Raw genomic sequence first — 20,144 nt, 5'->3', positions numbered from 1 at the left:
GGCCGGTCTTCGGCTTCACTCCTGCAGGAACGGATTGGTCATCCGCTCCTCGCCCAGCGTGCTCGTGGGGCCGTGGCCGGGAATGAAGGCGATGTCGTCGCCCAGCGGCAGGACCTTGTCCTTGATGGCGCGGATGAGCTGGTCGTGGTTGCCGCCGGGCAGGTCGGTGCGGCCGACCGAGCCCTTGAACACCACGTCTCCCACCAGGGCGAAGCGCGCGTCGCGGCTGACGAAGACCACGCTGCCGGGCGAATGGCCTGGCGCGTGCACGATGTCGAAGCCGAGCTCGCCCACGCTCACCGCGTCGCCCTCGGCGAGCCAGCGGTCCGGAATCACGGCGCGCGCACCGTCGATCCCGTAATTGGCTCCGGTCTCCGGCAGGGAATCGAGCAGATAGCGGTCCGCCTCGTGCGGGCCCTCGATCGGGACGCCGAGCCGCTCCCGCAATTCGTCGGCGCCGCCGGCATGGTCGATATGGCCATGGGTGAGCAGGATCTTCTCGATGGTGATGCCCTGGTCGCGGATCGCGGCCTCGATCCGGTCGAGATCGCCACCGGGATCGACGACCGCGCCGATCTTGGTCTCGTCGGACCAGATCAGGGTGCAATTCTGCTGGAAGGGCGTCACCGGAATGATACCTGCGCGGGGCGTGCCTGCCATCGGGACCGTGTCTCCGTTTCCGTGGAACTGCGTGTCTGAGGAGGCGCCCGTCCCCGCCGCGCGTTCGTTCGCGATCGGTGGGGCGCCCGTGTCCGGTCCGCGTGTTTAGCTCATTTTCACGCGGAGGGGATGCCTCGCGGCGGCGATGTGCGATTCCAGGGTCGCATGGGCTGAGAAGGCGTCTGGCGCCGGGCGTGTGGCGGCGCTAATCCCGTCGGAGGCTGCCGTTCTGGTCGAGGCTGCCGTCCTGGCAAATGCGACGGCGCTGCCAAATTTCGGCCTCGCCGGCACCCTAGACGGAGCCGCGCCGCAGATCGGCACGATCCGAACAGGCGGGCCGGCCTGACTTTTCAACGCGGCCACCTTCACGCCAGACGGGGCAGTCCCTTGCGCACATGCTGAAAACCGCCTTCGTCGCCGCTCGCGACAGGCAGCGCCTGAGCGAGATCGCCGCTGTCCTGATCGGATTCGGTGTCACCAAGGTCGTGGAGCGCCTCGGCCTCGGCCATCTGGCGCGGTTCGCCAAGCGCCGCCGGCCCCACGTGGACGTGGCCCGCCTGTCCCAGCCGCAGCGCGTGCGCCGCGCGATCGAGGCCCTGGGGCCGACCTTCATCAAGCTCGGCCAGATCCTCGCCAGCCGGCCGGACCTGCTGACGCCGGAATGGACGGAGGAGCTGGAGAAGCTCCACAGTCAGGTCCGGCCGATCGCCTGGGACAAGATCCGGCCGCAGCTGGAGGCCGATCTCGGGGCGCCGCCCTCGGAGATCTTCGCCGAGTTCGACACGGTGCCGTTGGCCGCGGCCTCCATCGCCCAGGTCTACCGCGCCCGTCTGATGTCGGGCGAGGAGGTGGTGGTGAAGGTCCTGCGCCCCGGCCTGCGCAAGATCATCGAGGCGGATCTGCGTCTCCTCGCCCATGCCACCCGCATCGTGGTCGACGAGTGGCCGGAATTCGGGCGCTACCAGCCCCAGGAGCAGATGCGCCACCTCGCCGCCGGTCTCTACGGCGAGCTCGACCTCGTCAACGAGGCGCGCAACTGCGAGACCATCGCGGCGATCTTCGCCGACCGGGACGACATCGTCATCCCCAAGATCCACTGGGAGTTCACCTCCGAGCGCGTCCTCGTCCAGGAATTCATCCACGGCATCCCGCCCAACGACCATCCCCGCCTCGACGCGGCCGGGATCGACAAGGTCAAGGTCGCCCAGAAGGGCACCGACGCCTTCCTGAACATGGCGCTGATCGAGGGCGTGTTCCACGCCGATCCGCATCCCGGCAACATGCTGGTGATGCCGGGAAACCGCATCGGCTTCATCGATTTCGGCATCATCGGCCGCCTCTCCGAGCGGCGCCGCACCCAGCTCCTCATGCTGATCGGCGCCATGCTGAAAGAGGATTCCGATGGGCTGATGGCCGTCCTCCTCGACTGGACCGGATCGAGCAATCCCGATCTCACCAAGCTCGAGACCTCGTCCCAGGCCTTCATCAACCGCCATGCCGGCTCGGTGCTGAACTTCGGCGACCTCCTCACCGATTTCATGACCATGGCCCGCGAGAACGACCTCGCCATGCCCACCGACCTCGCCATCCTGTTCAAGGGATTGGTGACCGCCGATGGCGTGATGCGCCATCTCGACCCGAAATTCGACCTCTTCACCGCCGCCGGCCCGACGGTGAAGAGCAAGCTCGCGTCCCAGTTCTCGATCAAGGGCATCAGCCGCAAGGTCGAGGCGGTGGGAGCGGGCCTGTTCGGAGCGGCCTCCGAACTGCCCACCCTCATTCACCTCATGCTGGTGCGCCTGAAACAGGGCCGCGTCACCGTCGAGATCGAGCTGAAGGGCATCGAGAAGCTCACCCGCGGCATCGAGCGCGCCGCCGCCCGCATCGCCGTGGCGCTCATCGTGGCGGCCTTCGCGACGCAGCTCGCCCCCCGCTTCATGGATCTCGGCACACCGGCCTTCATCACGGTGGGCGCGATGGTCTGTGTGATCGGAATCGGCTGGCTCGTGCTGCTGGGGCGGAACAAGTAGGCGGAGCTACGGCTCCCCTTTATGGAACCGGAACGGTCTGGGGTTCGCACGACCGGATGGCGGAATAGTCCATCGTCGCGCGTGCCTTGGACAGATCATGCGCGTTCTGGAGGTTGAGCCAGAACTGGGGAGATGTGCCGAAGCGGACACCGAGCCGGATCGCCGTGTCGGCACTCACGCCACGCCGTTCGCGGATGATCTCGGACAGGCGGTTGGGGGGAACACCGATCTCGGCCGCGACCTGCCGGGCGGAAAGCCCGAGTGGGGCGAGGTATTCTTCGGCCAGGACTTCACCCGGATGCGTGCGAATGCGAGACATGTCCCATCTCCTTCGTATCTCAATGGTAATCGACGATTTCTACCTGCTCCGGCCCTTGTACTGTCCATCGGAAGCAAAGACGCCACTGATCGTTGATGCGGATGCTGTACTGCCCCGCACGGTTACCCCTGAGGAGCTCCAGGCGGTTCCCGGGGGGAGTGCGTAGGTCGTCGAGAGTCGTTGCGGCATCGAGAATATCGAGCTTGCGTTTGGCTACGGCCTCGAAAGCACGCCAGGGCCTGTAGCTCGTTCCATCGTCGAACAAGGCTTCGACGCGTTTATCTGCAAAGCTTTGAATCATGCGCGCACTACGTGATACGTGACATGTATCATTCTCGATGCTGTCGAACAAGGCATGGCTACGAAATTCCGTTCGGTCCCGCCTTCCACAGCCGAGCAGTACCCTGGTCTCGGCGAGGCTTGATGACGGGCGTCTCCTTAAATCAGCCGCCTTGTGCATCCCATCTTGGGCCGTGTGCGTTGCGGCTGCCGATCCTGTCGTCCGTGCCCTGTGACGCGTCCTGGATTTCGGTGCCCTTCCCTCGATGAACATCATCCTGATCAAGCTGTTCGCGACGGCGCTGACGCTCAGTCAGGTGACGACGCGGCCGGATGCCGTGAAGACGCAGTTCGATCCGGTGGCCGACAAGGGCCAAGTGGTGCAGATCCTGCGCGACGGCTGCGCCCATATGCGGAAAGCCTTCGACATCGAGGACATCAACCTCGACGAGCTGATCTCCACCGCCATGGAGGACCCCTCGGCCATCGCCGGTGCCTCCGCGCCCAAGCTCCTGCACGGGCTCGATATCGGCGAGCTCAACACGAGCTACCGGCAGTTCTGCAAGGGCGAGAACCCGGCGAACTCGCCCTTCGACGCGGGTGAAGTGATCGCCTTCTACAACAAGGCCGTGGCCGACCTGCCCTCGGCCCAGGACCTGAAGGACCGCAAGCTGCCCGGCGCCAGCCTGATCCTCGACGGGGCGGGCAAGCGCTATGCCGAGGCGTTCGAGGCCAATGGGCGCCGCCTCAGCGTGCCGATCTCCGACGTGCCGGTGATGGTGCAGAAGGCGTTCGTGGCGGCCGAGGACAAGCGCTTCGAGACCCATAAGGGCATCGACGAGCGCGGCGTCATCCGGGCCTTCATCGGCAACCTCGCCTCGCCGGGGCGGCCGGCCGGCGGCTCCACCATCACTCAGCAGGTGGTCAAGAACCTGTCGGTGGGTGACGACGTCACCTATGAGCGCAAGATCCGCGAGATGATCGTGGCCTCGCGCCTGGAGCGGATCCTCGGCAAACCGCAGATCCTCGAACTCTACCTCAACGGGATCTATCTCGGCCGCGGCTCCTACGGGATCGAGATGGCCGCGCGGAGCTATTTCGGGAAATCGGTGGGGCAGCTCACCGTGCCGGAGGCGGCACTGTTGGGCGGCATGCCGAAGGGGCCGAACTTCTACAATCCGGACAAGTATCCCGACCGCGCCAAGGAGCGGCGCGCCTATGTGCTGGCGCGGATGAAGGACGAGGGCGTCATCACCGAGGCGCAGCTGACCGAGGCGGCCAACGCGCCCCTCGGGTTGAAGCCGATCGAGACCACGCGGCGGGATTCGGGGTTCTACTTCGTCGATCACCTCACCCGCGAGGCACGCACCTTCGCGGGCATCGACTCGCTCACCTCCGCCTCCCACGTGGTCCGCTCGACCATCAATGCCGGCCTCCAGACAGCCGTGGAATCCGCCCTGCAGGACGGGCTCGCCACTTACGAGCGCGCCACCGGGCGCCAGCGCTACGAGGGGCCGGAATTCAACCTCGCCGACAGCATCGCCAAGCTCGGCGGGGCGACGCCCGCCGTGGAGGGATCGGTCCAGTCGGTGCCGCTCGTCGTCGGCGGCGAGGCGAAGCCCAGATCGGCCACGGACAAGCCTGCTGCCGCGAAGTCCGCGCCGGCGGCCACCGGGCCGAAGCCGGCGGCGCAGAAACCCGTCTGGCAGCGCGCCCTGGAGAGCGCGCGGCCGGTGCTCTACGACGTGCATTGGCCGCTCGCCGTGGTGCTCGAATCCGGGCGCGGACCGGTGAAGGCGGGGCTCGCCGACGGGCGCATCGTCAGCCTCGATCCCGGCATCGCCAAGGGCCGACTGCAGACCTACGACGTGGTGCGGGTGAAGCTGCGCGACCCGAAGGCCCGGGTTCCCCGCGCGGAGCTGCGCGTGCGCCCCTCGGTCCAGGGCGCGGCCCTGGTGCTGGAGAACCGCACCGGGCGCATCCTCGCCATGGATGGGGGCTTCTCCTACCCGCTGAGCCAGCTCAACCGGGTGACGCAGACCGTGCGCCAGCCCGGCTCGACCCTGAAGCCGCTGACCTATCTCGCCGCGCTGAACGCCGGCCTGCAGCCCAATACCCTGGTGATGGATGCCAGCGTGACCCTGCCGCCCATCGGCGGTGTCGGCCAGTCCTGGAGCCCGAAGAACTACGATGGCGGCGGGTCGGGCGCGACGACCCTTCGACGCGGGCTCGAATTCTCGAAGAACCTCGTCACCGCGCGCCTGCTCCAGGGCGGCATCGCCGATACGCCGCCGGCGAGCCTCACCCGCGTCTGCGACCTCGCGCTCGAAGCGCAGCTCTATGCCGAATGCGAGCGCTACTATCCGTTCGTCCTCGGCTCGCAGCCGGTCCGCATGGTCGATCTCGCCGCCTTCTACGCGGCGGTGGCCAACGAGGGCGCTCGGCCGGCGCCCTACGCGCTGGAGACGGTGGAGCGCGACGGCACGGTTCTGTACAAGCGCGAGCCGAAGGAGCCGGTGCGGATCGGCTCGGCCGACAGGGTGGCCTTCTATCAGCTGAAGACCATGCTGCAGGGCGTCACCAACCACGGCACCGCGGCGGCCCTCGCCCGCTTCTCCGGCTCGATCGCCGGCAAGACCGGCACGTCCGAGAACGAGAACGACGCCTGGTTCGCCGGTTTCACCAACGAGATCACCATCGTGGTCTGGGTCGGCTACGACAATGCCGACGGCACCCGCCGGACCCTGGGACGCGGCCAGACCGGCGGGCATCTCGCGGTGCCGATCGCCGGCACCATCCTGCAGGCCGCCTGGGCCAACGGCGTGGCGCGCACCCCCCTCGCCCCGCCCTCCCCGGAGGCGAAACGTGACCTCGCCGACCTGCCCATCGACGCCCGCAGCGGTGAGCGTGTCGCGGGTGGCGGCTTCCTCGAGCATTTCCGGCTGAGCAACGGTCGCGTGGCCGACACGCAGTACCAGTTGTTGCCGCGCGAGGTGCAGACCGCCATGCGGCCGGATTCCGAGGACGGCGACACTGGCGGCCTCGACGACGGCGCCGACGTGGTGGGCGACCTGTACGGCAACCTCACCACCCGGCGCGGGGCCGAGCCGGACCCCCTCGACCCCTTCGGTGAGAGGCCGGCGCAGCCGCGCGGCCGCCGGGCGCAGGGGGATGGCTATGGCTACGAGGGGTCGCGGAGCCCGGCATGGCCCGGCACCCAACGCTCGCCCTTCGGCGAGGACGAGCCGCCCCGCGCTCGCCGCCGCGATCCCGACTACCTGTTCGGCGACGACCCGCGCTACTGAAGGCGCGGATCCCCCCTTCATCAGCAATCGAGGCCCCGACGTGAAGACGCAGCTTCCGGCGACACGTGTCCTTGTCCAGATTCTCGGCCTCCTGCCCGTCCTGGCGCTCGGCCTCCCCGCCTCCGCGCAGGAAGGGATGAAGGCCCAGGTCCCTGCCGACCGGATCAAGGAGGTTCCCGCCATCGAGCCGTCGGGCCTTGCCGCCCTCAAGCCCGGCACGATCCTGTTCACCGACCACCGGGACAATCCGGCCAACCCCGAGAGCGGCCTGACGCCCTATCTCGAATGGCGAAAGCTGCGCCCGGCCGAGCAGGCGGCCCTGGCGCCCTACCCCGCCTATGCCGAGCCCGATTACAGCGTGACGCTCAACGGCGTCTCGAAGCAGCGGCACGAGACCCTGAAGGTCTATGTGGCGCAGGGGCGGTTCGTGGTGGCCAAGCCCGCGGAGTCCATCGACCTGTCGGCCTTCGCCAATCTCGGCTTCGTGTCCAAGATGGACCCCGTCATCAAGCACAAGACCCTGAGCCCCGCCGAGGTGACGCCGACCAAGGACCCGGCCGCCGCCTTCGCCCGCCGCCCGGACCGGGCCTGGTGCGAGGGCGCCGCCGCCTGCATCGAATCCCGCTACGACCTCGAGGGCAAGCTGCCGCTGGGCGTGAAGCTCGCCAACAAGCTGGAGGACGGCGCCTCGAAGAAGGTGGCCGAGTTCGTCTCGTTCCAGAGCGAGTTGCGGACCCTGCCGGCGGCCGAAGCGGCTTCGCTCGCTGCGCTCACGCGGGTCGACACGCCGGTGGCCGGCGGCCTCGAACAGACGATCTTCTGGGTCAACCAGATCCTGCGCTTCGGCAAGTTCCTCGCCGTGTTCCAGCCGATGCCGAACGACCCCGGCAAGACGGTGGTGACGACCTACATGGCGCTGGCGATCAAGGCCGATGTCCTCGACCGCAAGCAGGAATATGCCCGCGTGCCGGTTCTGAAGAACCTGCTTCCGGCCCAGGTGCTGATGGGCAATTCGTCCTTCAACACCGGCACGTCGATCAGTGCCGGCCTGCCGACCTATGCCCGCAACCGCATGATCGCCTTTGCGGACGCCCTGGCCAAGAACTGAGTGGCGAGTGTCGGAGCCTGTTCGATTGGATTTTTCGACGGATTTCCATTCCAGGATCGATCATCCAATCAGAACTCCTCATCCTGATGTGCCCGCATCAGCGGGCCTCGAAGGAGCCCTCCAGTGCTCGCGTGATCCCTGGAGGGCTCCTTCGAGGCCGCTCCGCGGCACCTCAGGATGAGGTAAGGCCTTGGACAAGCAAGGCGAGCAGGCTGTCAGTTGCCGCGGCTGACGATGGAGGGCATCGACGGGGCGGTGTAGGCGCGGTTCACGTCGCGGCGGGTCTGCGTGCCGTTGGTGTCGTTGGAGCGGCGGAAATTCTCGGTGCTGAAACTGTCCGAGAAGCCGCTGCGGTCGGCGCTGTTGCAGGCCCCGAGGGCACAGAGCATGCCGACGGCGAAGAGGACGGGGATGGGACGCATCGGAAGTTCCTGGGAGTCTGGTCCGGTTGGACCGATCGGGTCTTTCGTGGTGCCGGGTTGGCCCTCGCGTCAAGCACAAGGATAACGAACCGTCTCACCTTACGGGCAGAGTGATGTTCTCGCGCCACGAAAACGCTCACTACGCTTGACGGCTTTCGGGCATGGGGGCCGCAATCACGCGGATTTAGCCTCCTTGGATCTGGTGCTCGGGCCGGCCTTGGGCGACACCTTGTCCAACATGAGCAACGTGGTCCCCTTCTCCCGCCCCCCCGCCGCCGCACCACAGATCTCCAATGTGGTCGCCGTCGCCGACGATCTGTTCGCCGCCCTGGAGCTGCTTCAGGGCGTCGCCCACCGTGCCGCCGCCATGGGCCGTCCCCGCAGGGAGATGGAGCTCACCGTCCGCAACCTGCGCGAAGCGGTCAGCGCCGTGGAACGGGCCCTCGACTGCATCGGCGAAGGCGACGAGGCCGGCCAGGGCTGAACCGACACCGCGCCCGAGCGTGATGCGCGCGGGCGCCGTCTTGCCTACGGCTACGGCATTCTACATTTTTCGCGGGAAGCGCCGTCCCGCCCTGCTCCCCCTTGTGGGGAGGAGTTGGAGGTGGGGGTGGTTGGGTGACCCTGATGCTGCGGAGGCTGGCGGAGCCACACTCGAATCCGCCGCGACGACAAGATTTTTCGCTACCTTCGTCAACTAGTGGACAGACGCCTTGGCGGTGATAAGCTAAGCGCGAGACAGAAGGTGAACACAGCGCATCAGATGCTCCCGTCGACAGAGTCCTTCATCGAAGGCAATCTCCTGCTGAAGGCGCTGTCCCGGGAGGATCGCGGGCTTCTCATGCCCTATTTCGAACCGACCGTCGTTCGGCGCGGGGAGGTTCTGTTCTCCGTCGGGTCCCGGGTCTCGTACATCTCCTTCCCTTGCGATCAGACGGTCATCAACCTGATCGTCTCCATGCGTGACGGCCGGAGCGCCGAGACGGCCACGATCGGCCGGGAGGGCGCCGTGGGCGGCGTCGTCAGTCACGGCAGCCTTCCGGCATTCAGTACGGCCCTAGTGCAGATCGGCGGACCGGTCCTCAGGCTCGATGCCGCGAAATTGCAGGACGCCAAGCTTCGCTCGACCACGCTGCGCAACCTGTTCACCCGTTACGCCGATTGCCTCCTCGGCCAGGTGCTGCAATCCGTGGCGTGCAACGCCCTCCACCCGATCGAGGAGCGATGCCTGCGCTGGCTGCTGACGCTGCAGGACAGGATCGGCACCGAAACGCTTCCCGTGACCCACGAACTCCTGGCCAACATGCTGGGCGTGCAGCGGACCTACCTGACCCGGATCCTGCGCACCCTGCAGGTGCAGGGGCTGATCGAGGTGGGGCGCGGCCGTATCACCATTCTCGACCGGGCCAAGATCCAGGAGGCGGCCTGCGAGTGCCATGGCGCCGTGGTGAGCCATTTCGAGACCGTGCTCGGGGCCGTCTACGATGCCGACGGGCGGATGCTCTTCGTCGATCCTCCGACGCAGCCGAGCCAGGACGATCCCGTCCCGGCAGCGGCTGTCTGAGGCGGCATCGCTCGATGTCCGCTCGGGGGGACGAGGCTTTCCGATCCCGGGCCCAGGTGCCGGGTCAAGTCTCCGATCCGAGTTCGATACGCTGTGGGCGGGGAGGATCTCGCGAAATCTCGTGGCGAGACTTGTTCGTTGCGAGGTCCGACTGCATTTCATGTGATGGCGATCGACGGAATCAGACCCGCATCCGATGACCACTGCGAATGTACCTCCACCCCTCCGAGGGAGTCGTCGCGATCTTCCTTCGCCGGTAAGGACGGCGGCCGGTGGTATGACCGACGGTGCCGTTGGTATCGGCGATGGTGCCGCCTCCCTCGATCGGTGGTCGACCGACGAGCGCTATCGCCTCGTGGCCAGGGCGACCAACGATGTCGTCTGGGATTGGGACCTGCTGCGCGACGCCATCCTGTGGAACGAGGCGCTCGAGACGTCCTATGGCTGGCGGCCTGCCCATATCGGTCCCGGCTCCGACTGGTGGCTCGGCAACATCCATCCCGATGACCGCGCCATCGTCTCCGCCGGGCTGAATGCCTTTCTCGACGGAGGCTCGGACAGGTGGAGCTGCCAGTACCGCTTCCTCAAGGGAGACGGGGCCTATGCCGATGTGCTGGACCGCGGATATCTCGTCCGCGATGCTTTGGGCGCGCCGGTGCGGATGGTCGGCGCGATGCTCGACGTCACCGTCAGAAGCCAGTTGGAGGCACAATTCCGCGCGGTCTTCGAGGGTGCCAATATCGGGATCGTCCAGTTCGATCCCCGCAGCGTCCTGGCGCTCAGGGTCAACGCCAAGCTCTGCGAGATCTGGGGTGCGCCGGAATCCGAGATCGTCGGTCGCTCCCTCGCCCAATGGACCCCCGCCGAGGATGCGGATGCGCGCGACGACCTGCATCGCCGCCTCGCCACCGGCGAGACCCTGCAGGACCGGTTCGAGAAGCGCTACCGGAGACGCGACGGCCGGATCATCTGGGCGAGGGTGAACCTCGTCTCCCAGACCCTGGGTGACGCCGTTCACGCCATGGCGATGATCGAGGACATCACCGAGGAGAAACGCGCGGATGCCCGTCGCGAGGCGCTGATCAGCTTAGGCGACCGCCTGCGTGAATTGCGCTCGAACGCCGATGTCGTGGCCATGACGGCGGAGATCCTGGGCCGCGCTCTCGGGGCGACGCGGGCCGGCTACGGCATGGTCGACCTTCCGGCGGGGCTGGTGACGGTAGCGCATTCCTGGTCCTCGGACGGACAGACTTTTCCGAGCCGGACCCTGCGGCTCGAGGAATTTCCCGCCAGTATCGCCGGCCTGCGGCGCGGCGAGATCCTCGCGGTGGACGATCTCGCGACCTCCCCCGACCTCGATAGCGATGCGGAACTCTACATCGCGGAGGGTGTGCAGGCGGTGATCTCCGTCCCCCTGCTCCAGCGCGGTCGCCTCGTCGGCGTGCTCTATGCGACGGAGGCCTCGCCGCGCTCCTGGACGCCGCACGAGATCGCCTTCGTCCGCGAGGTGGCGGAACGGGCCTGGAGCAGCCTGATCCGGATCGAGGCGGACGAGCAGCAGCGGATTCTCAACCGCGAACTCAGCCACCGCATGAAGAACACCCTCGCGATGGTTCAGGCGATCGCCTCGCAGAGTCTGCGCAACGTCACCGATGTGGAAGCGGCCAAGCATGCCTTGGCCGCGCGCCTGATCGCCCTCGGGAATGCCCACGACATCCTGCTGACCGGAGAGCGCGAGAGCGCCGCCATCTCGACGATCCTGCAGAGCGCCCTGTCCCTTCACGACGACCAGCAGCCGGGGCGGTTCGATCTGTCGGGGCCCGAGATCGTCATCGGCTCCAAGGCGGCCCTGTCGCTCGCCCTGATGATGCACGAACTCGCCACCAATGCCGCCAAATACGGCGCCCTTTCCAGGCCGGACGGCCGCGTCGTCGTGGAATGGCGGGTGGTCGTGGCGGGAGACGACGACTCGATCCACCTCACATGGTCCGAGCATGGCGGGCCACCCGTGAACCCCCCGACACGGAAGGGCTTCGGCTCACGGCTCATCGAACGCGGGCTCGCCGGCGCCGTCGGCGGCGAGGTCTCCCTCGCCTACGAGCCCGATGGGCTGATCTGCCGGGTCGTCGCGCCCCTCGGCGGGTTTCAGACGAGCGTCTAGGGCGTTCTGCGCCGAAGTGGTTGCCGGTTCGGCGAGCAGGAGCGCGGCAAACGAAGGCCTGGAAATGCTCGCCGACCCATCGCGGTCGGGGGCCGCCCCAGCAGAGGAGCGCGTCCCACTTCCATGGTGCGTTCGGCCGCGAGAGCTTGGCGAGCGTCCGCCCGAGCGCGGAATTCAGCGCCGATATTGTAGCTGTACGCTTTTTGTTCTAGCTGGGTGGCGGATATGCGTGGCGTGCGTCTTGCCCGCCCGGCCCGTGCGCCCGACATGGCGACCGGTGGCGGGACCGTTGTCTTCGACCTCGCCGCATGACGTCCCGGAGACGATCCCCGCGCGTCGTCGCCGATCCTCCTTTCCGCCAAGTCCTGCCGCCGAAGAGACCCAATGGCCAAAGCAAAAGCCGCCGCCAAGACGCCACGGGGCCTGAAGAGCCAAGCGGCGCAGGCACAGGAAGAGAGCGTCGAGGCGCGGATCGAGAAGCTGTTCGAGGGTAGCCCCGACCGTCGCGTCATCGCCGTCCGGGGCGCGCGCGAGCACAACCTCAAGAACATCGATCTCACGATTCCACGCGACAAGCTCGTGGTCTTCACCGGCCTGTCGGGGTCGGGCAAGTCGTCGCTCGCCTTCGACACGATCTATGCGGAAGGCCAGCGCCGCTACGTCGAGTCGCTCTCGGCCTATGCCCGCCAGTTCCTCGAGATGATGTCGAAACCCGACGTCGATCAGATCGACGGGCTCTCGCCGGCCATCTCCATCGAGCAGAAGACGACGTCGAAGAACCCACGCTCCACTGTGGGGACCGTCACCGAAATCTACGATTACATGCGCCTGCTCTGGGCGCGGGTCGGCATCCCCTACTCGCCCGCCACCGGCCTGCCGATCGAGAGCCAGACCGTGAGCCAGATGGTCGACCGGGTGCTGGCCCTGCCGGAGAAGAGCCGGCTCTATCTCCTCGCCCCCGTGGTTCGGGGCCGGAAGGGCGAGTACCGCAAGGAGATCGCCGAGTTCCAGAAGAAGGGCTTCCAGCGTCTTCGCATCGACGGCGAATACTACCCGATCGACGATGCGCCAAAACTCGACAAGAAGCTCAAGCACGATATCGACGTGGTGGTGGACCGTCTCGTGGTGCGGGCCGACATCGCCGCGCGTCTCGCCGATTCCTTCGAGACCGCCCTGGAACTGGCCGACGGCATCGCGCTGATCGAATTCGCCGATCCGGCCGAGGGCGAGACCATCACCTTCTCGTCGCGCTTCGCCTGCCCGGTCTCCGGGTTCACGATCGCCGAGATCGAGCCGCGCCTGTTCTCGTTCAACAACCCGTTCGGCGCCTGCCCGACCTGCGGCGGCATCGGCCACGAGATGCGGATCGACCCCGAACTGGTCATCTCCGACGTCAAGCTCAGCCTCAAGCGCGGTGCCGTCGGCCCCTGGGCGAAATCGACCTCGCCCTATTACGGCCAGACCCTGGACGCCCTGGCGGGGCATTACGGTTTCAAGACCACGTCGCCCTGGTCGGACCTGCCGGAGACGGCGCACAAGGTCATCCTCTACGGCTCCGGCCGCGAGTCGATCCGCTTTGCCTATAACGACGGCATGCGCGCCTACGAGGTGAACAAGCCGTTCGAGGGCGTCATCCCGAACCTGGAGCGGCGCTACAAGGAGACCGAGAGCGACGCCTCGCGCGAGGACATCGCCCGGTTCATGAGCGAGACCCCTTGCGCCTCCTGCGGCGGCAAGCGCCTCAAGATCGAGGCTTTGGCGGTGAAGGTCGCCATGCAGGATATCGGCGACGTCACCGCGCTTTCCGTGCGCGAGGCGCATCGCTGGTTCTCCGAACTGTCGGAGAAGCTGACGCCGAAGCAGAACGAGATCGCCTTCCGCATCCTGAAGGAGATCCGCGACCGGCTCACCTTCCTGGTCGATGTCGGCCTCGACTACCTCACCCTCGCGCGCGGCTCGGGCTCGCTCTCGGGCGGCGAGAGCCAGCGTATCCGCCTCGCCTCGCAGATCGGCTCCGGGCTGACGGGGGTGCTCTACGTCCTCGACGAACCGTCCATCGGCCTGCACCAGCGCGATAACGAGCGCTTGCTCGGCACGTTGAAGCGCCTGCGCGACCTCGGCAATTCCGTCATCGTCGTCGAACACGACGAGGATGCGATCCTCCAGGCCGATTACGTCGTCGATGTCGGCCCCGGTGCCGGGATCCATGGCGGGCAGATCATCGCCCAGGGCACGCCGGAGGAGGTGCTGAAGAACCCCGCCTCGCTCACCGCCAAGTACCTGACGGGCGAGATGAGCGTGCGCGTGCCCACAGCCCGGCGCAAGACGAAGAAGGGCAAGCTCACCCTCGTCGGCGCGCGGGGCAACAACCTGAAGGATGTGAGCGTCGAGATTCCGCTCGGGACCTTCACCTGCGTCTCGGGCGTCTCGGGCGGCGGCAAGTCCACCCTCATCATCGACACGCTCTACAAGGCGGTGGCCAAATCCCTCAACGGCGCGATGGAGCACCCGGCCCCGTTCGAACGCCTCGACGGGCTCGAGAATCTCGACAAGGTCATCGACATCGATCAGTCGCCGATCGGGCGCACGCCGCGCTCCAACCCGGCGACCTATACCGGCGCCTTCACCCCGATCCGCGACTGGTTCGCCGGATTGCCGGAGGCGAAGGCGCGCGGCTACCAGGCCGGCCGCTTCTCCTTCAACGTCAAGGGCGGGCGCTGCGAGGCCTGCTCGGGCGACGGCGTCATCAAGATCGAGATGCACTTCCTGCCGGACGTCTACGTCACCTGCGACGTGTGCAAGGGCCGCCGCTACGACCGCGAGACCCTGGAGGTGAAGTACCGCAACCATTCCATCGCGGACGTGCTCGACATGACCGTCGAGGAGGCGGCGGACCTGTTCAAGGCGGTGCCGACGATCCGCGAGAAGATGGAGACCCTGGCGCGGGTCGGCCTCGGCTACGTCAAGGTCGGCCAGCAGGCCACCACCCTGTCGGGCGGCGAGGCCCAGCGGGTGAAGCTGTCGAAGGAACTCTCCAAACGGGCCACCGGCCGCACCCTCTACATCCTCGACGAGCCGACCACGGGCCTTCACTTCCACGACGTCGCCAAGCTCATGGAGGTGCTCCACGAACTCGTGGACCAGGGCAACACCGTCGTGGTGATCGAGCACAACCTCGAAGTCATCAAGACCGCCGACTGGGTCATCGACATGGGCCCCGAGGGTGGCGATGGCGGCGGAATCGTCGTGGCCGAGGGGACGCCGGAGCAGATCGCCAAATCGAAGGCGAGCCATACCGGCCGGTTCCTGCGCGACGTGCTGGCCCGCCGGCCGCTCGCCGAGGCGACCGCCAGCGTGGTTGCGAAGGGCCGTAGCGCGGCGGAATAGGCAGTCTTCACGCGCCGGCCGAGCGTGATTCGTCCGGCGCGGGGAATCGGGGCTCTGTTGCGGCGCACAGGCTGCCTGCGATCAGGGATTGCGATGCGCAAACCGCCTCCCGCGGTTGCGCAATCGTCCCGTTGATACGGTCGCTCGCAACAGCTTGATGGCCCAGCGTTATTTTGCCGATGCGTTGCTCAATGCGACGCCATGCCCAAGACAATTCTGCCGAGAAAGTTAACAAAACCTTGCGCTGCAGCGCGCCCAAATTGCGGCTTTTCCGCAACGGTGGATTTGGAACTGCCTCGATCCGAAGCATTGGACTGTCATTCCGATCCGACCTGTAGAATAGTTCTCAGCGTTGAGACACGAATTCGGGCCGCAAGGGGGGCCCTACGCACAAAAAGCCAGGAAGCCGCAAGAATGCGGCGCTCGGCAAGATGGTGCGTAGGTCTGCGCGGCGAGTGCCTGAAATCCTTGGGAAGGACTAGAAAATGACGAAGAACTGGCTCGCCACCGGCGCACTCGCGCTGACCATGGGCATGACCGCCTCGGCTTCCTACGCACAGACCACGACGATCCCCGGCGAGCAGGTCGGCCTCGCCACCGGCGCGCCGCTTCCCGAGGGCATCTACGCCCTGAACACCTTCGTCTACCAGTCGCGTGACAACTCGGCTCTGGACGTCGGGATCAACATCCCCGTGCTGGTCTGGTCGACCCCGCTGGTTCCGCTCGGCGGCCGCATCGAGCTCCTCGTCGCTCCCCCGACCGTGTTCGCCTTCGGCAACCGTGGCGGCTCGACCGGCCTGCGCGATCTCTCGATCAACGTCGGCACCTTCGTCGGCGGCATCTGGGCCTTCGATCTCGGCAACAACTTCGGCGTTAGCTTGCTCGGCGGTGTCTACCTGAACGAGCTCAACGGCGACCGCGGCGTTCTCGTCCAGAACAATGGTGTCGTTGCCTCCACGGCAGTGCTGCCCCAGCTCTCGTCGAACACCTACCGCTTCGGTGTCGCCGGCAGCTACACCGGCGATGGCTACAACCTGACCGCCAACCTGACCGCCAACATCTACGACTCGCCGTCCTCCTTCGGCGGTGGCCGTGACCCCAACCGGGCTGGCTTCTCTACCGTTTACTCCCTCTCCGACTCCCTCAATCTCGACCTGACCGCGACCAAGAAGTTCGGCAAGTTCGAGATCGGCGCCATCGCCTACGGCACCGTCAACTTCGACACCGGCGCCAAGGCTGGCGGCATCATCAACGCCGCCCTCAACGATCGTGGCCGGTTCCTGATGGGTGGCCTCGTCGGCTACGACTTCGGCTTCGCCACCGCGCAGGTCTACGTCGCCCGCACCGTCGCGACCACCAGCTTCGACAGCACCGAGATCTCGGGCCGCCTGATCGTGCCGCTGTACTCGCCGACCCCGGTCGCCGCTGCTCCGGCCCCGATCATCCGCAAGTACTGATCTCGAACTCAGTGGCGAGGGTTGTCCTCGCCGCTGCTCGGATCACGAAAGCCCGTCCGACCTCCTGGTCGGACGGGCTTTTGCTTTGGAGCAGGTGCTCGCTTCCCGCCGTATCTGGAGTTGCGCCCGACCACGTTGGGTCGGGGCACATCTCCAGGTCTTTGTTCTGCCGCGTTCTTTTTCGCCGAACCGGCATCCACTTCGGCGGAGAGCGCTATAGCGCGACCACGACTTTCTGCAGCTTTCCCGAAACTTTCCTCTTCCGGGCTCCGTAACGAGCGATGACCCCCTCCGAAGGGGCATGACTCAAGAGGAACGCTCCATGACCAACGCCCGTCGCCCCGTGGCCTCCACCTTCGCCGCCGTCGCCCTCGCCTTCACCATGGGCGCCGCGTTCCCGGTGGCCGCCCTCGCCAAGAACCCGATGGTCGGCGGCGCTCCGATGTATGCGTCGAAGACCATCGTCGAGAACGCGGTGAACTCGAAGGATCACACCACCCTCGTCGCCGCCGTGAAGGCTGCCGGCCTCGTCGAGACCCTCTCGGGTCCTGGCCCCTTCACCGTCTTCGCGCCCACCGATGCCGCCTTCGCCAAGCTGCCGGCCGGCACCGTCGAAACCCTGGTGAAGCCCGAGAACAAGGCGACGCTGACCGCGATCCTGACCTACCACGTCGTGCCCGGCACCCTGACCGCCAAGGACCTCATGAAGATCGCCAAGGATGGCGGCGGCGAGGGCCAGATCAAGACCGTACAGGGCGCGCCGCTCGTGGTTCAGACCAAGGGCAAGGCTGTGTTTCTCACGGATGCGAAGGGCAACACCGCCAAGGTGACCATCGCCAACGTGATGCAGTCGAACGGCGTGATCCACGTCATCAACAGCGTGCTGCAGCCGTAAGACGTTTCTTCAGACCCGAAACTGACTCCCTCCCCCGGCTCGATGAGAGCCGGGGTTTTTTATCGAGTCCGCTCGCGCTGAAACGTCCCGATCAGGACGCGAGTACTGAATGACCGGCTACTCTGCCCGGCTCAGCTTGCGTGCACTGGCGAAGCGGTTGAGGAAGCGCGGCTCTTTCTCGGGTGCCACGCGGATGGCCAAGTGGATCGTGCCCGCCTCCTCGGCGCGCCGGTCGAGGACCTCGGCATTCTCGTACAGCCAGTTGAGCGCTGCCCCATCCTCCGGCGCCAGGGTCACGGCGAAGGTGGAACGACGCTTGGCGATCCGCGCCTCGATCCGGCCGGACAGGGCCGCCAGACCTTCGCCCGTGAGGGCGGAGACCAGGATCGGTACGTCGCTGTCCCGGTCGTTGCGCCCCTGGGCGCTGAGGTTGAGGAGGCGTGTCCGCTCCGAATCGTCGAGCAGGTCGGCCTTGTTCCAGACCTCGATGATTCGTTCGGCCGTCGTCTCGATTCCGAGTTCCCGCAGGACCTCGCCGACATCCTCGGCCTGCGCTTCCGAATCGACGTGGCTGACATCGCGGACATGGAGCAGGATATCGGCTTCGATCACGTCCTCCAGCGTGGCGCGGAAGGCAGCGATGAGGGCGGTGGGCAGTTCCGAGATGAAGCCTACCGTGTCCGAGAGGATCACCGTCTCGCCATGCGGCAGCTTCGTCGCGCGCGCGGTCGGGTCGAGGGTGGCGAACAGCATGTCCTTGGCCATCACTTCGGCCTTGGTCAGCGCATTGAACAGGGTCGATTTGCCGGCATTGGTGTAGCCGACGAGGGCGACGATCGGATACGGCACCCGCGCGCGGCTCTCCCGGTGGAGACCGCGCGTGCGCGTGACGCTGTCGAGCTCGCGCTCGATCTTCGTCATCCGCTCCTGGATCATCCGGCGATCGGCCTCGATCTGCGTCTCGCCGGGGCCGCCGAGGAAGCCGAAGCCGCCGCGCTGCCGTTCCAAGTGGGTCCAGGACCGTACGAGCCGGCTCCGCTGATAGGCCAGGTGGGCATGCTCGACCTGTAGCGTGCCCTCGCGGGTCGAGGCACGACGGCCGAAGATTTCGAGGATCAGGCCGGTGCGGTCGATGACCTTGCAGCCGAACGCCTTTTCCAGGTTGCGCTGCTGCACCGGCGAGAGTGCGCAATCCATCACGACGAGCCCGATCTCCTCGGCCTTGATCCGCCCGGCCAGTTCCTCGACGCGGCCCTTGCCGAGATAGGTCGAGGGGCGGATGCGGGAGACGGGCGCGATGATCGCCTCGGTGACGTCCAGCTCGATGGCCACGGCGAGACCCGCCGCCTCGTCGATCCGCGCCTCGCTGGAACGCATCGGCTCCTGAGTCTGGCTGCCGTTCCTCGAGAGAGAAGTACGGGTGAGATACGGCCCCACGACGAGCGTATGGGTTGCTGCCGCGATGTCTCCCTCGGGGGCGGCCATCGCCTGCAGCCGTGCCTCTCCGGGAAGCATAGGTTCGCTCATGAAGTTCCCTTGCCCATCGGGCTTAGAGCGCTCTCCGCCGACGGGGATGCCGGGTCGGCGAAAAAAGCGCGGATCTCGTGTCTCTCACAAAACTCCCGCTGCGCCATCCTGCTCGGAGGAGAAGCACTCACTCATCGCGAGTGTCATGAGATCTACTCATATGGGGGAGCCTGGGCTCCATTGACAGTGTCCGGGCGGGGCGCGGGAATGCCGGCTCGTCGCCCACGGAACCTCAAGGGCGGCGCCATCCGATCCGTGGGCAAATATCAATGTAGGGGCATGTATAAGGATCGCATTAATCGGATCGTAAGGGCCAACGCGGCTTATCGACCGGCCTGAGGCAGGCCTGTCAATATTACCGAAGGTTAGCATATGAAAACTATTTCTCTTTTGGCGGCCGTGGCGTTGTCGATCCTCGGCACCGCAGCGCAGGCCCAGCCTGTTCCGGATGCGAAGTCCGATACCAAGATCGCCATGCCGGCCGCGAACTGGCTGTTCGTCCAGACCGCCGATTCCGTGACGTTCGAGGGCAACACCCTGACGCTCAAGGGTGTCGCGCCGCAGACCCTGATGTTCACCGACCGGCCGGAGCGCATGACCGGCGACGCGGCCACGGCGAAGTTCGTCGACTATTGGACTTCCGGAAAGAGCGACTTCCAGAAAGATCCGCCGAACGCGACGTTGTCGGTGGATGTCAACGGCGAGGCACAGCTCTCCGTCGTCGAACTCACCGATCCGAAGCTCAACGGCGACACCCTCACCTACACCGTCAAGGTTCTCGGCGATAAGCCGCCCGTTTCGGGCAAGAGCGCGAGCCTCTTCATCGACTGGTGGTACGGACCCGGCTGGGGCCCGCGTCATTTCTGGCATCCCGGCCCATGGGGCGCCTATGGCGGCGGCGCCTGCTGGCGCGGTCCGTATGGCGGCCTGCATTGTCGTCCGGCATGGGGCTGGTAGGCCCGTCTTGCGCCTGATCCCGTCGTGAGATGCGAGCCCGGTTCGACGAAGGTCGAGCCGGGCTTTTCCGCCC

The 20,144-nt window shown here is 66.6% G+C and carries 16 protein-coding genes; 10 read left to right on the top strand and 6 right to left on the bottom strand.

The window, feature by feature from the left end; all coding sequences use genetic code 11:
- Window positions 1-15: 15 nt before the first annotated feature.
- Complete coding sequence (locus tag IPV08_RS08105; protein ID WP_207411461.1) at window positions 16-660, bottom strand: MBL fold metallo-hydrolase; 645 nt, start codon at window positions 658-660, stop codon at window positions 16-18.
- Window positions 661-1,055: 395 nt separating this feature from the next.
- On the opposite strand from IPV08_RS08105, the gene IPV08_RS08100 reads away from it, so the two are divergent.
- The gene (locus IPV08_RS08100) at window positions 1,056-2,690 is read left to right on the top strand and encodes an AarF/UbiB family protein (RefSeq protein ID WP_056433296.1); all 1,635 of its coding nucleotides are present in this window, start codon (window positions 1,056-1,058) and stop codon (window positions 2,688-2,690) included.
- Between the two features lie 19 nt (window positions 2,691-2,709).
- On the opposite strand, the gene IPV08_RS08095 is transcribed toward IPV08_RS08100, so the two are convergent.
- Window positions 2,710-3,009, bottom strand: coding sequence for a HigA family addiction module antitoxin (locus tag IPV08_RS08095; RefSeq protein ID WP_027173961.1), 300 nt, complete (start codon window positions 3,007-3,009; stop codon window positions 2,710-2,712).
- Between the two features lie 19 nt (window positions 3,010-3,028).
- Window positions 3,029-3,310 carry a type II toxin-antitoxin system RelE/ParE family toxin gene (locus IPV08_RS08090; RefSeq protein WP_207411492.1) on the bottom strand — a complete coding sequence of 94 codons (282 nt, stop codon included), beginning with the start codon at window positions 3,308-3,310 and terminating at the stop codon, window positions 3,029-3,031.
- A gap of 244 nt (window positions 3,311-3,554) precedes the next feature.
- On the opposite strand from IPV08_RS08090, the gene IPV08_RS08085 reads away from it, so the two are divergent.
- Entirely contained in the window at window positions 3,555-6,593 is a 3,039-nt protein-coding gene (locus IPV08_RS08085; protein WP_207411460.1) for a transglycosylase domain-containing protein, read from the top strand.
- Window positions 6,594-6,729: 136 nt separating this feature from the next.
- On the top strand, window positions 6,730-7,701 hold the full coding sequence (locus IPV08_RS08080) for a hypothetical protein (RefSeq protein ID WP_246747864.1): 972 nt from the start codon (window positions 6,730-6,732) through the stop codon (window positions 7,699-7,701).
- A 215-nt stretch (window positions 7,702-7,916) separates the two neighbouring features.
- Here IPV08_RS08080 and IPV08_RS08075 read toward each other — a convergent pair whose 3' ends face one another.
- Window positions 7,917-8,123: a hypothetical protein gene (locus IPV08_RS08075; RefSeq protein ID WP_207411458.1), complete on the bottom strand. Its 207-nt coding sequence runs from the start codon at window positions 8,121-8,123 to the stop codon at window positions 7,917-7,919.
- 202 nt (window positions 8,124-8,325) lie between these two features.
- On the opposite strand from IPV08_RS08075, the gene IPV08_RS08070 reads away from it, so the two are divergent.
- The 4 genes from IPV08_RS08070 to uvrA all read left to right on the top strand — a co-directional run bounded on the left by IPV08_RS08070 (window position 8,326) and on the right by uvrA (window position 15,235).
- On the top strand, window positions 8,326-8,607 hold the full coding sequence (locus tag IPV08_RS08070) for a hypothetical protein (RefSeq protein ID WP_311274099.1): 282 nt from the start codon (window positions 8,326-8,328) through the stop codon (window positions 8,605-8,607).
- Window positions 8,608-8,886: 279 nt separating this feature from the next.
- Window positions 8,887-9,687 (top strand): Crp/Fnr family transcriptional regulator, encoded by an 801-nt coding sequence (locus IPV08_RS08065; protein ID WP_207411491.1) that lies wholly within the window; start codon window positions 8,887-8,889, stop codon window positions 9,685-9,687.
- Window positions 9,688-9,964: 277 nt separating this feature from the next.
- Window positions 9,965-11,848 carry a PAS domain S-box protein gene (locus IPV08_RS08060; RefSeq protein WP_207411457.1) on the top strand — a complete coding sequence of 628 codons (1,884 nt, stop codon included), beginning with the start codon at window positions 9,965-9,967 and terminating at the stop codon, window positions 11,846-11,848.
- Window positions 11,849-12,232: 384 nt separating this feature from the next.
- Entirely contained in the window at window positions 12,233-15,235 is a 3,003-nt protein-coding gene (uvrA, locus tag IPV08_RS08055) for an excinuclease ABC subunit UvrA (protein WP_207411456.1), read from the top strand.
- A 7-nt stretch (window positions 15,236-15,242) separates the two neighbouring features.
- On the opposite strand, the gene IPV08_RS08050 is transcribed toward uvrA, so the two are convergent.
- Window positions 15,243-15,545, bottom strand: coding sequence for a hypothetical protein (locus IPV08_RS08050; RefSeq protein ID WP_207411455.1), 303 nt, complete (start codon window positions 15,543-15,545; stop codon window positions 15,243-15,245).
- 175 nt (window positions 15,546-15,720) lie between these two features.
- Between IPV08_RS08050 and IPV08_RS08045 the strand changes: the two genes are divergently transcribed.
- Window positions 15,721-16,692: a transporter gene (locus IPV08_RS08045; RefSeq protein WP_207411454.1), complete on the top strand. Its 972-nt coding sequence runs from the start codon at window positions 15,721-15,723 to the stop codon at window positions 16,690-16,692.
- A gap of 382 nt (window positions 16,693-17,074) precedes the next feature.
- On the top strand, window positions 17,075-17,587 hold the full coding sequence (locus tag IPV08_RS08040; RefSeq protein ID WP_246747863.1) for a fasciclin domain-containing protein: 513 nt from the start codon (window positions 17,075-17,077) through the stop codon (window positions 17,585-17,587).
- A gap of 117 nt (window positions 17,588-17,704) precedes the next feature.
- Here IPV08_RS08040 and hflX read toward each other — a convergent pair whose 3' ends face one another.
- The gene (hflX, locus tag IPV08_RS08035) at window positions 17,705-19,114 is read right to left on the bottom strand and encodes a GTPase HflX (protein WP_056433336.1); all 1,410 of its coding nucleotides are present in this window, start codon (window positions 19,112-19,114) and stop codon (window positions 17,705-17,707) included.
- A gap of 372 nt (window positions 19,115-19,486) precedes the next feature.
- Between hflX and IPV08_RS08030 the strand changes: the two genes are divergently transcribed.
- Window positions 19,487-20,071 carry a hypothetical protein gene (locus IPV08_RS08030; RefSeq protein ID WP_156467924.1) on the top strand — a complete coding sequence of 195 codons (585 nt, stop codon included), beginning with the start codon at window positions 19,487-19,489 and terminating at the stop codon, window positions 20,069-20,071.
- Window positions 20,072-20,144: the final 73 nt, after the last annotated feature.

The sequence above is a fragment of the Methylobacterium sp. SD274 genome, assembly GCF_017355285.1.
GTDB lineage: Bacteria > Pseudomonadota > Alphaproteobacteria > Rhizobiales > Beijerinckiaceae > Methylobacterium.
The sequence above is the reverse complement of the archived record's forward strand: the minus strand, read 5'-3'. Positions and strand labels throughout refer to the sequence as shown.

Bases quoted from the DNA above. Each gene is read 5' to 3' on its own strand.
- IPV08_RS08105 (WP_207411461.1), bottom strand. From the start codon at position 660: ATGGCAGGCACGCCCCGCGCAGGTATCATTCCGGTGACGCCCTTCCAG.
- IPV08_RS08100 (WP_056433296.1), top strand. From the start codon at position 1,056: ATGCTGAAAACCGCCTTCGTCGCCGCTCGCGACAGGCAGCGCCTGAGC.
- IPV08_RS08095 (WP_027173961.1), bottom strand. From the start codon at position 3,009: ATGTCTCGCATTCGCACGCATCCGGGTGAAGTCCTGGCCGAAGAATAC.
- IPV08_RS08090 (WP_207411492.1), bottom strand. From the start codon at position 3,310: ATGATTCAAAGCTTTGCAGATAAACGCGTCGAAGCCTTGTTCGACGAT.
- IPV08_RS08085 (WP_207411460.1), top strand. From the start codon at position 3,555: ATGAACATCATCCTGATCAAGCTGTTCGCGACGGCGCTGACGCTCAGT.
- IPV08_RS08080 (WP_246747864.1), top strand. From the start codon at position 6,730: ATGAAGGCCCAGGTCCCTGCCGACCGGATCAAGGAGGTTCCCGCCATC.
- IPV08_RS08075 (WP_207411458.1), bottom strand. From the start codon at position 8,123: ATGCGTCCCATCCCCGTCCTCTTCGCCGTCGGCATGCTCTGTGCCCTC.
- IPV08_RS08065 (WP_207411491.1), top strand. From the start codon at position 8,887: ATGCTCCCGTCGACAGAGTCCTTCATCGAAGGCAATCTCCTGCTGAAG.
- IPV08_RS08060 (WP_207411457.1), top strand. From the start codon at position 9,965: ATGACCGACGGTGCCGTTGGTATCGGCGATGGTGCCGCCTCCCTCGAT.
- uvrA (WP_207411456.1), top strand. From the start codon at position 12,233: ATGGCCAAAGCAAAAGCCGCCGCCAAGACGCCACGGGGCCTGAAGAGC.
- IPV08_RS08050 (WP_207411455.1), bottom strand. From the start codon at position 15,545: ATGCTTCGGATCGAGGCAGTTCCAAATCCACCGTTGCGGAAAAGCCGC.
- IPV08_RS08045 (WP_207411454.1), top strand. From the start codon at position 15,721: ATGACGAAGAACTGGCTCGCCACCGGCGCACTCGCGCTGACCATGGGC.
- IPV08_RS08040 (WP_246747863.1), top strand. From the start codon at position 17,075: ATGGGCGCCGCGTTCCCGGTGGCCGCCCTCGCCAAGAACCCGATGGTC.
- hflX (WP_056433336.1), bottom strand. From the start codon at position 19,114: ATGAGCGAACCTATGCTTCCCGGAGAGGCACGGCTGCAGGCGATGGCC.
- IPV08_RS08030 (WP_156467924.1), top strand. From the start codon at position 19,487: ATGAAAACTATTTCTCTTTTGGCGGCCGTGGCGTTGTCGATCCTCGGC.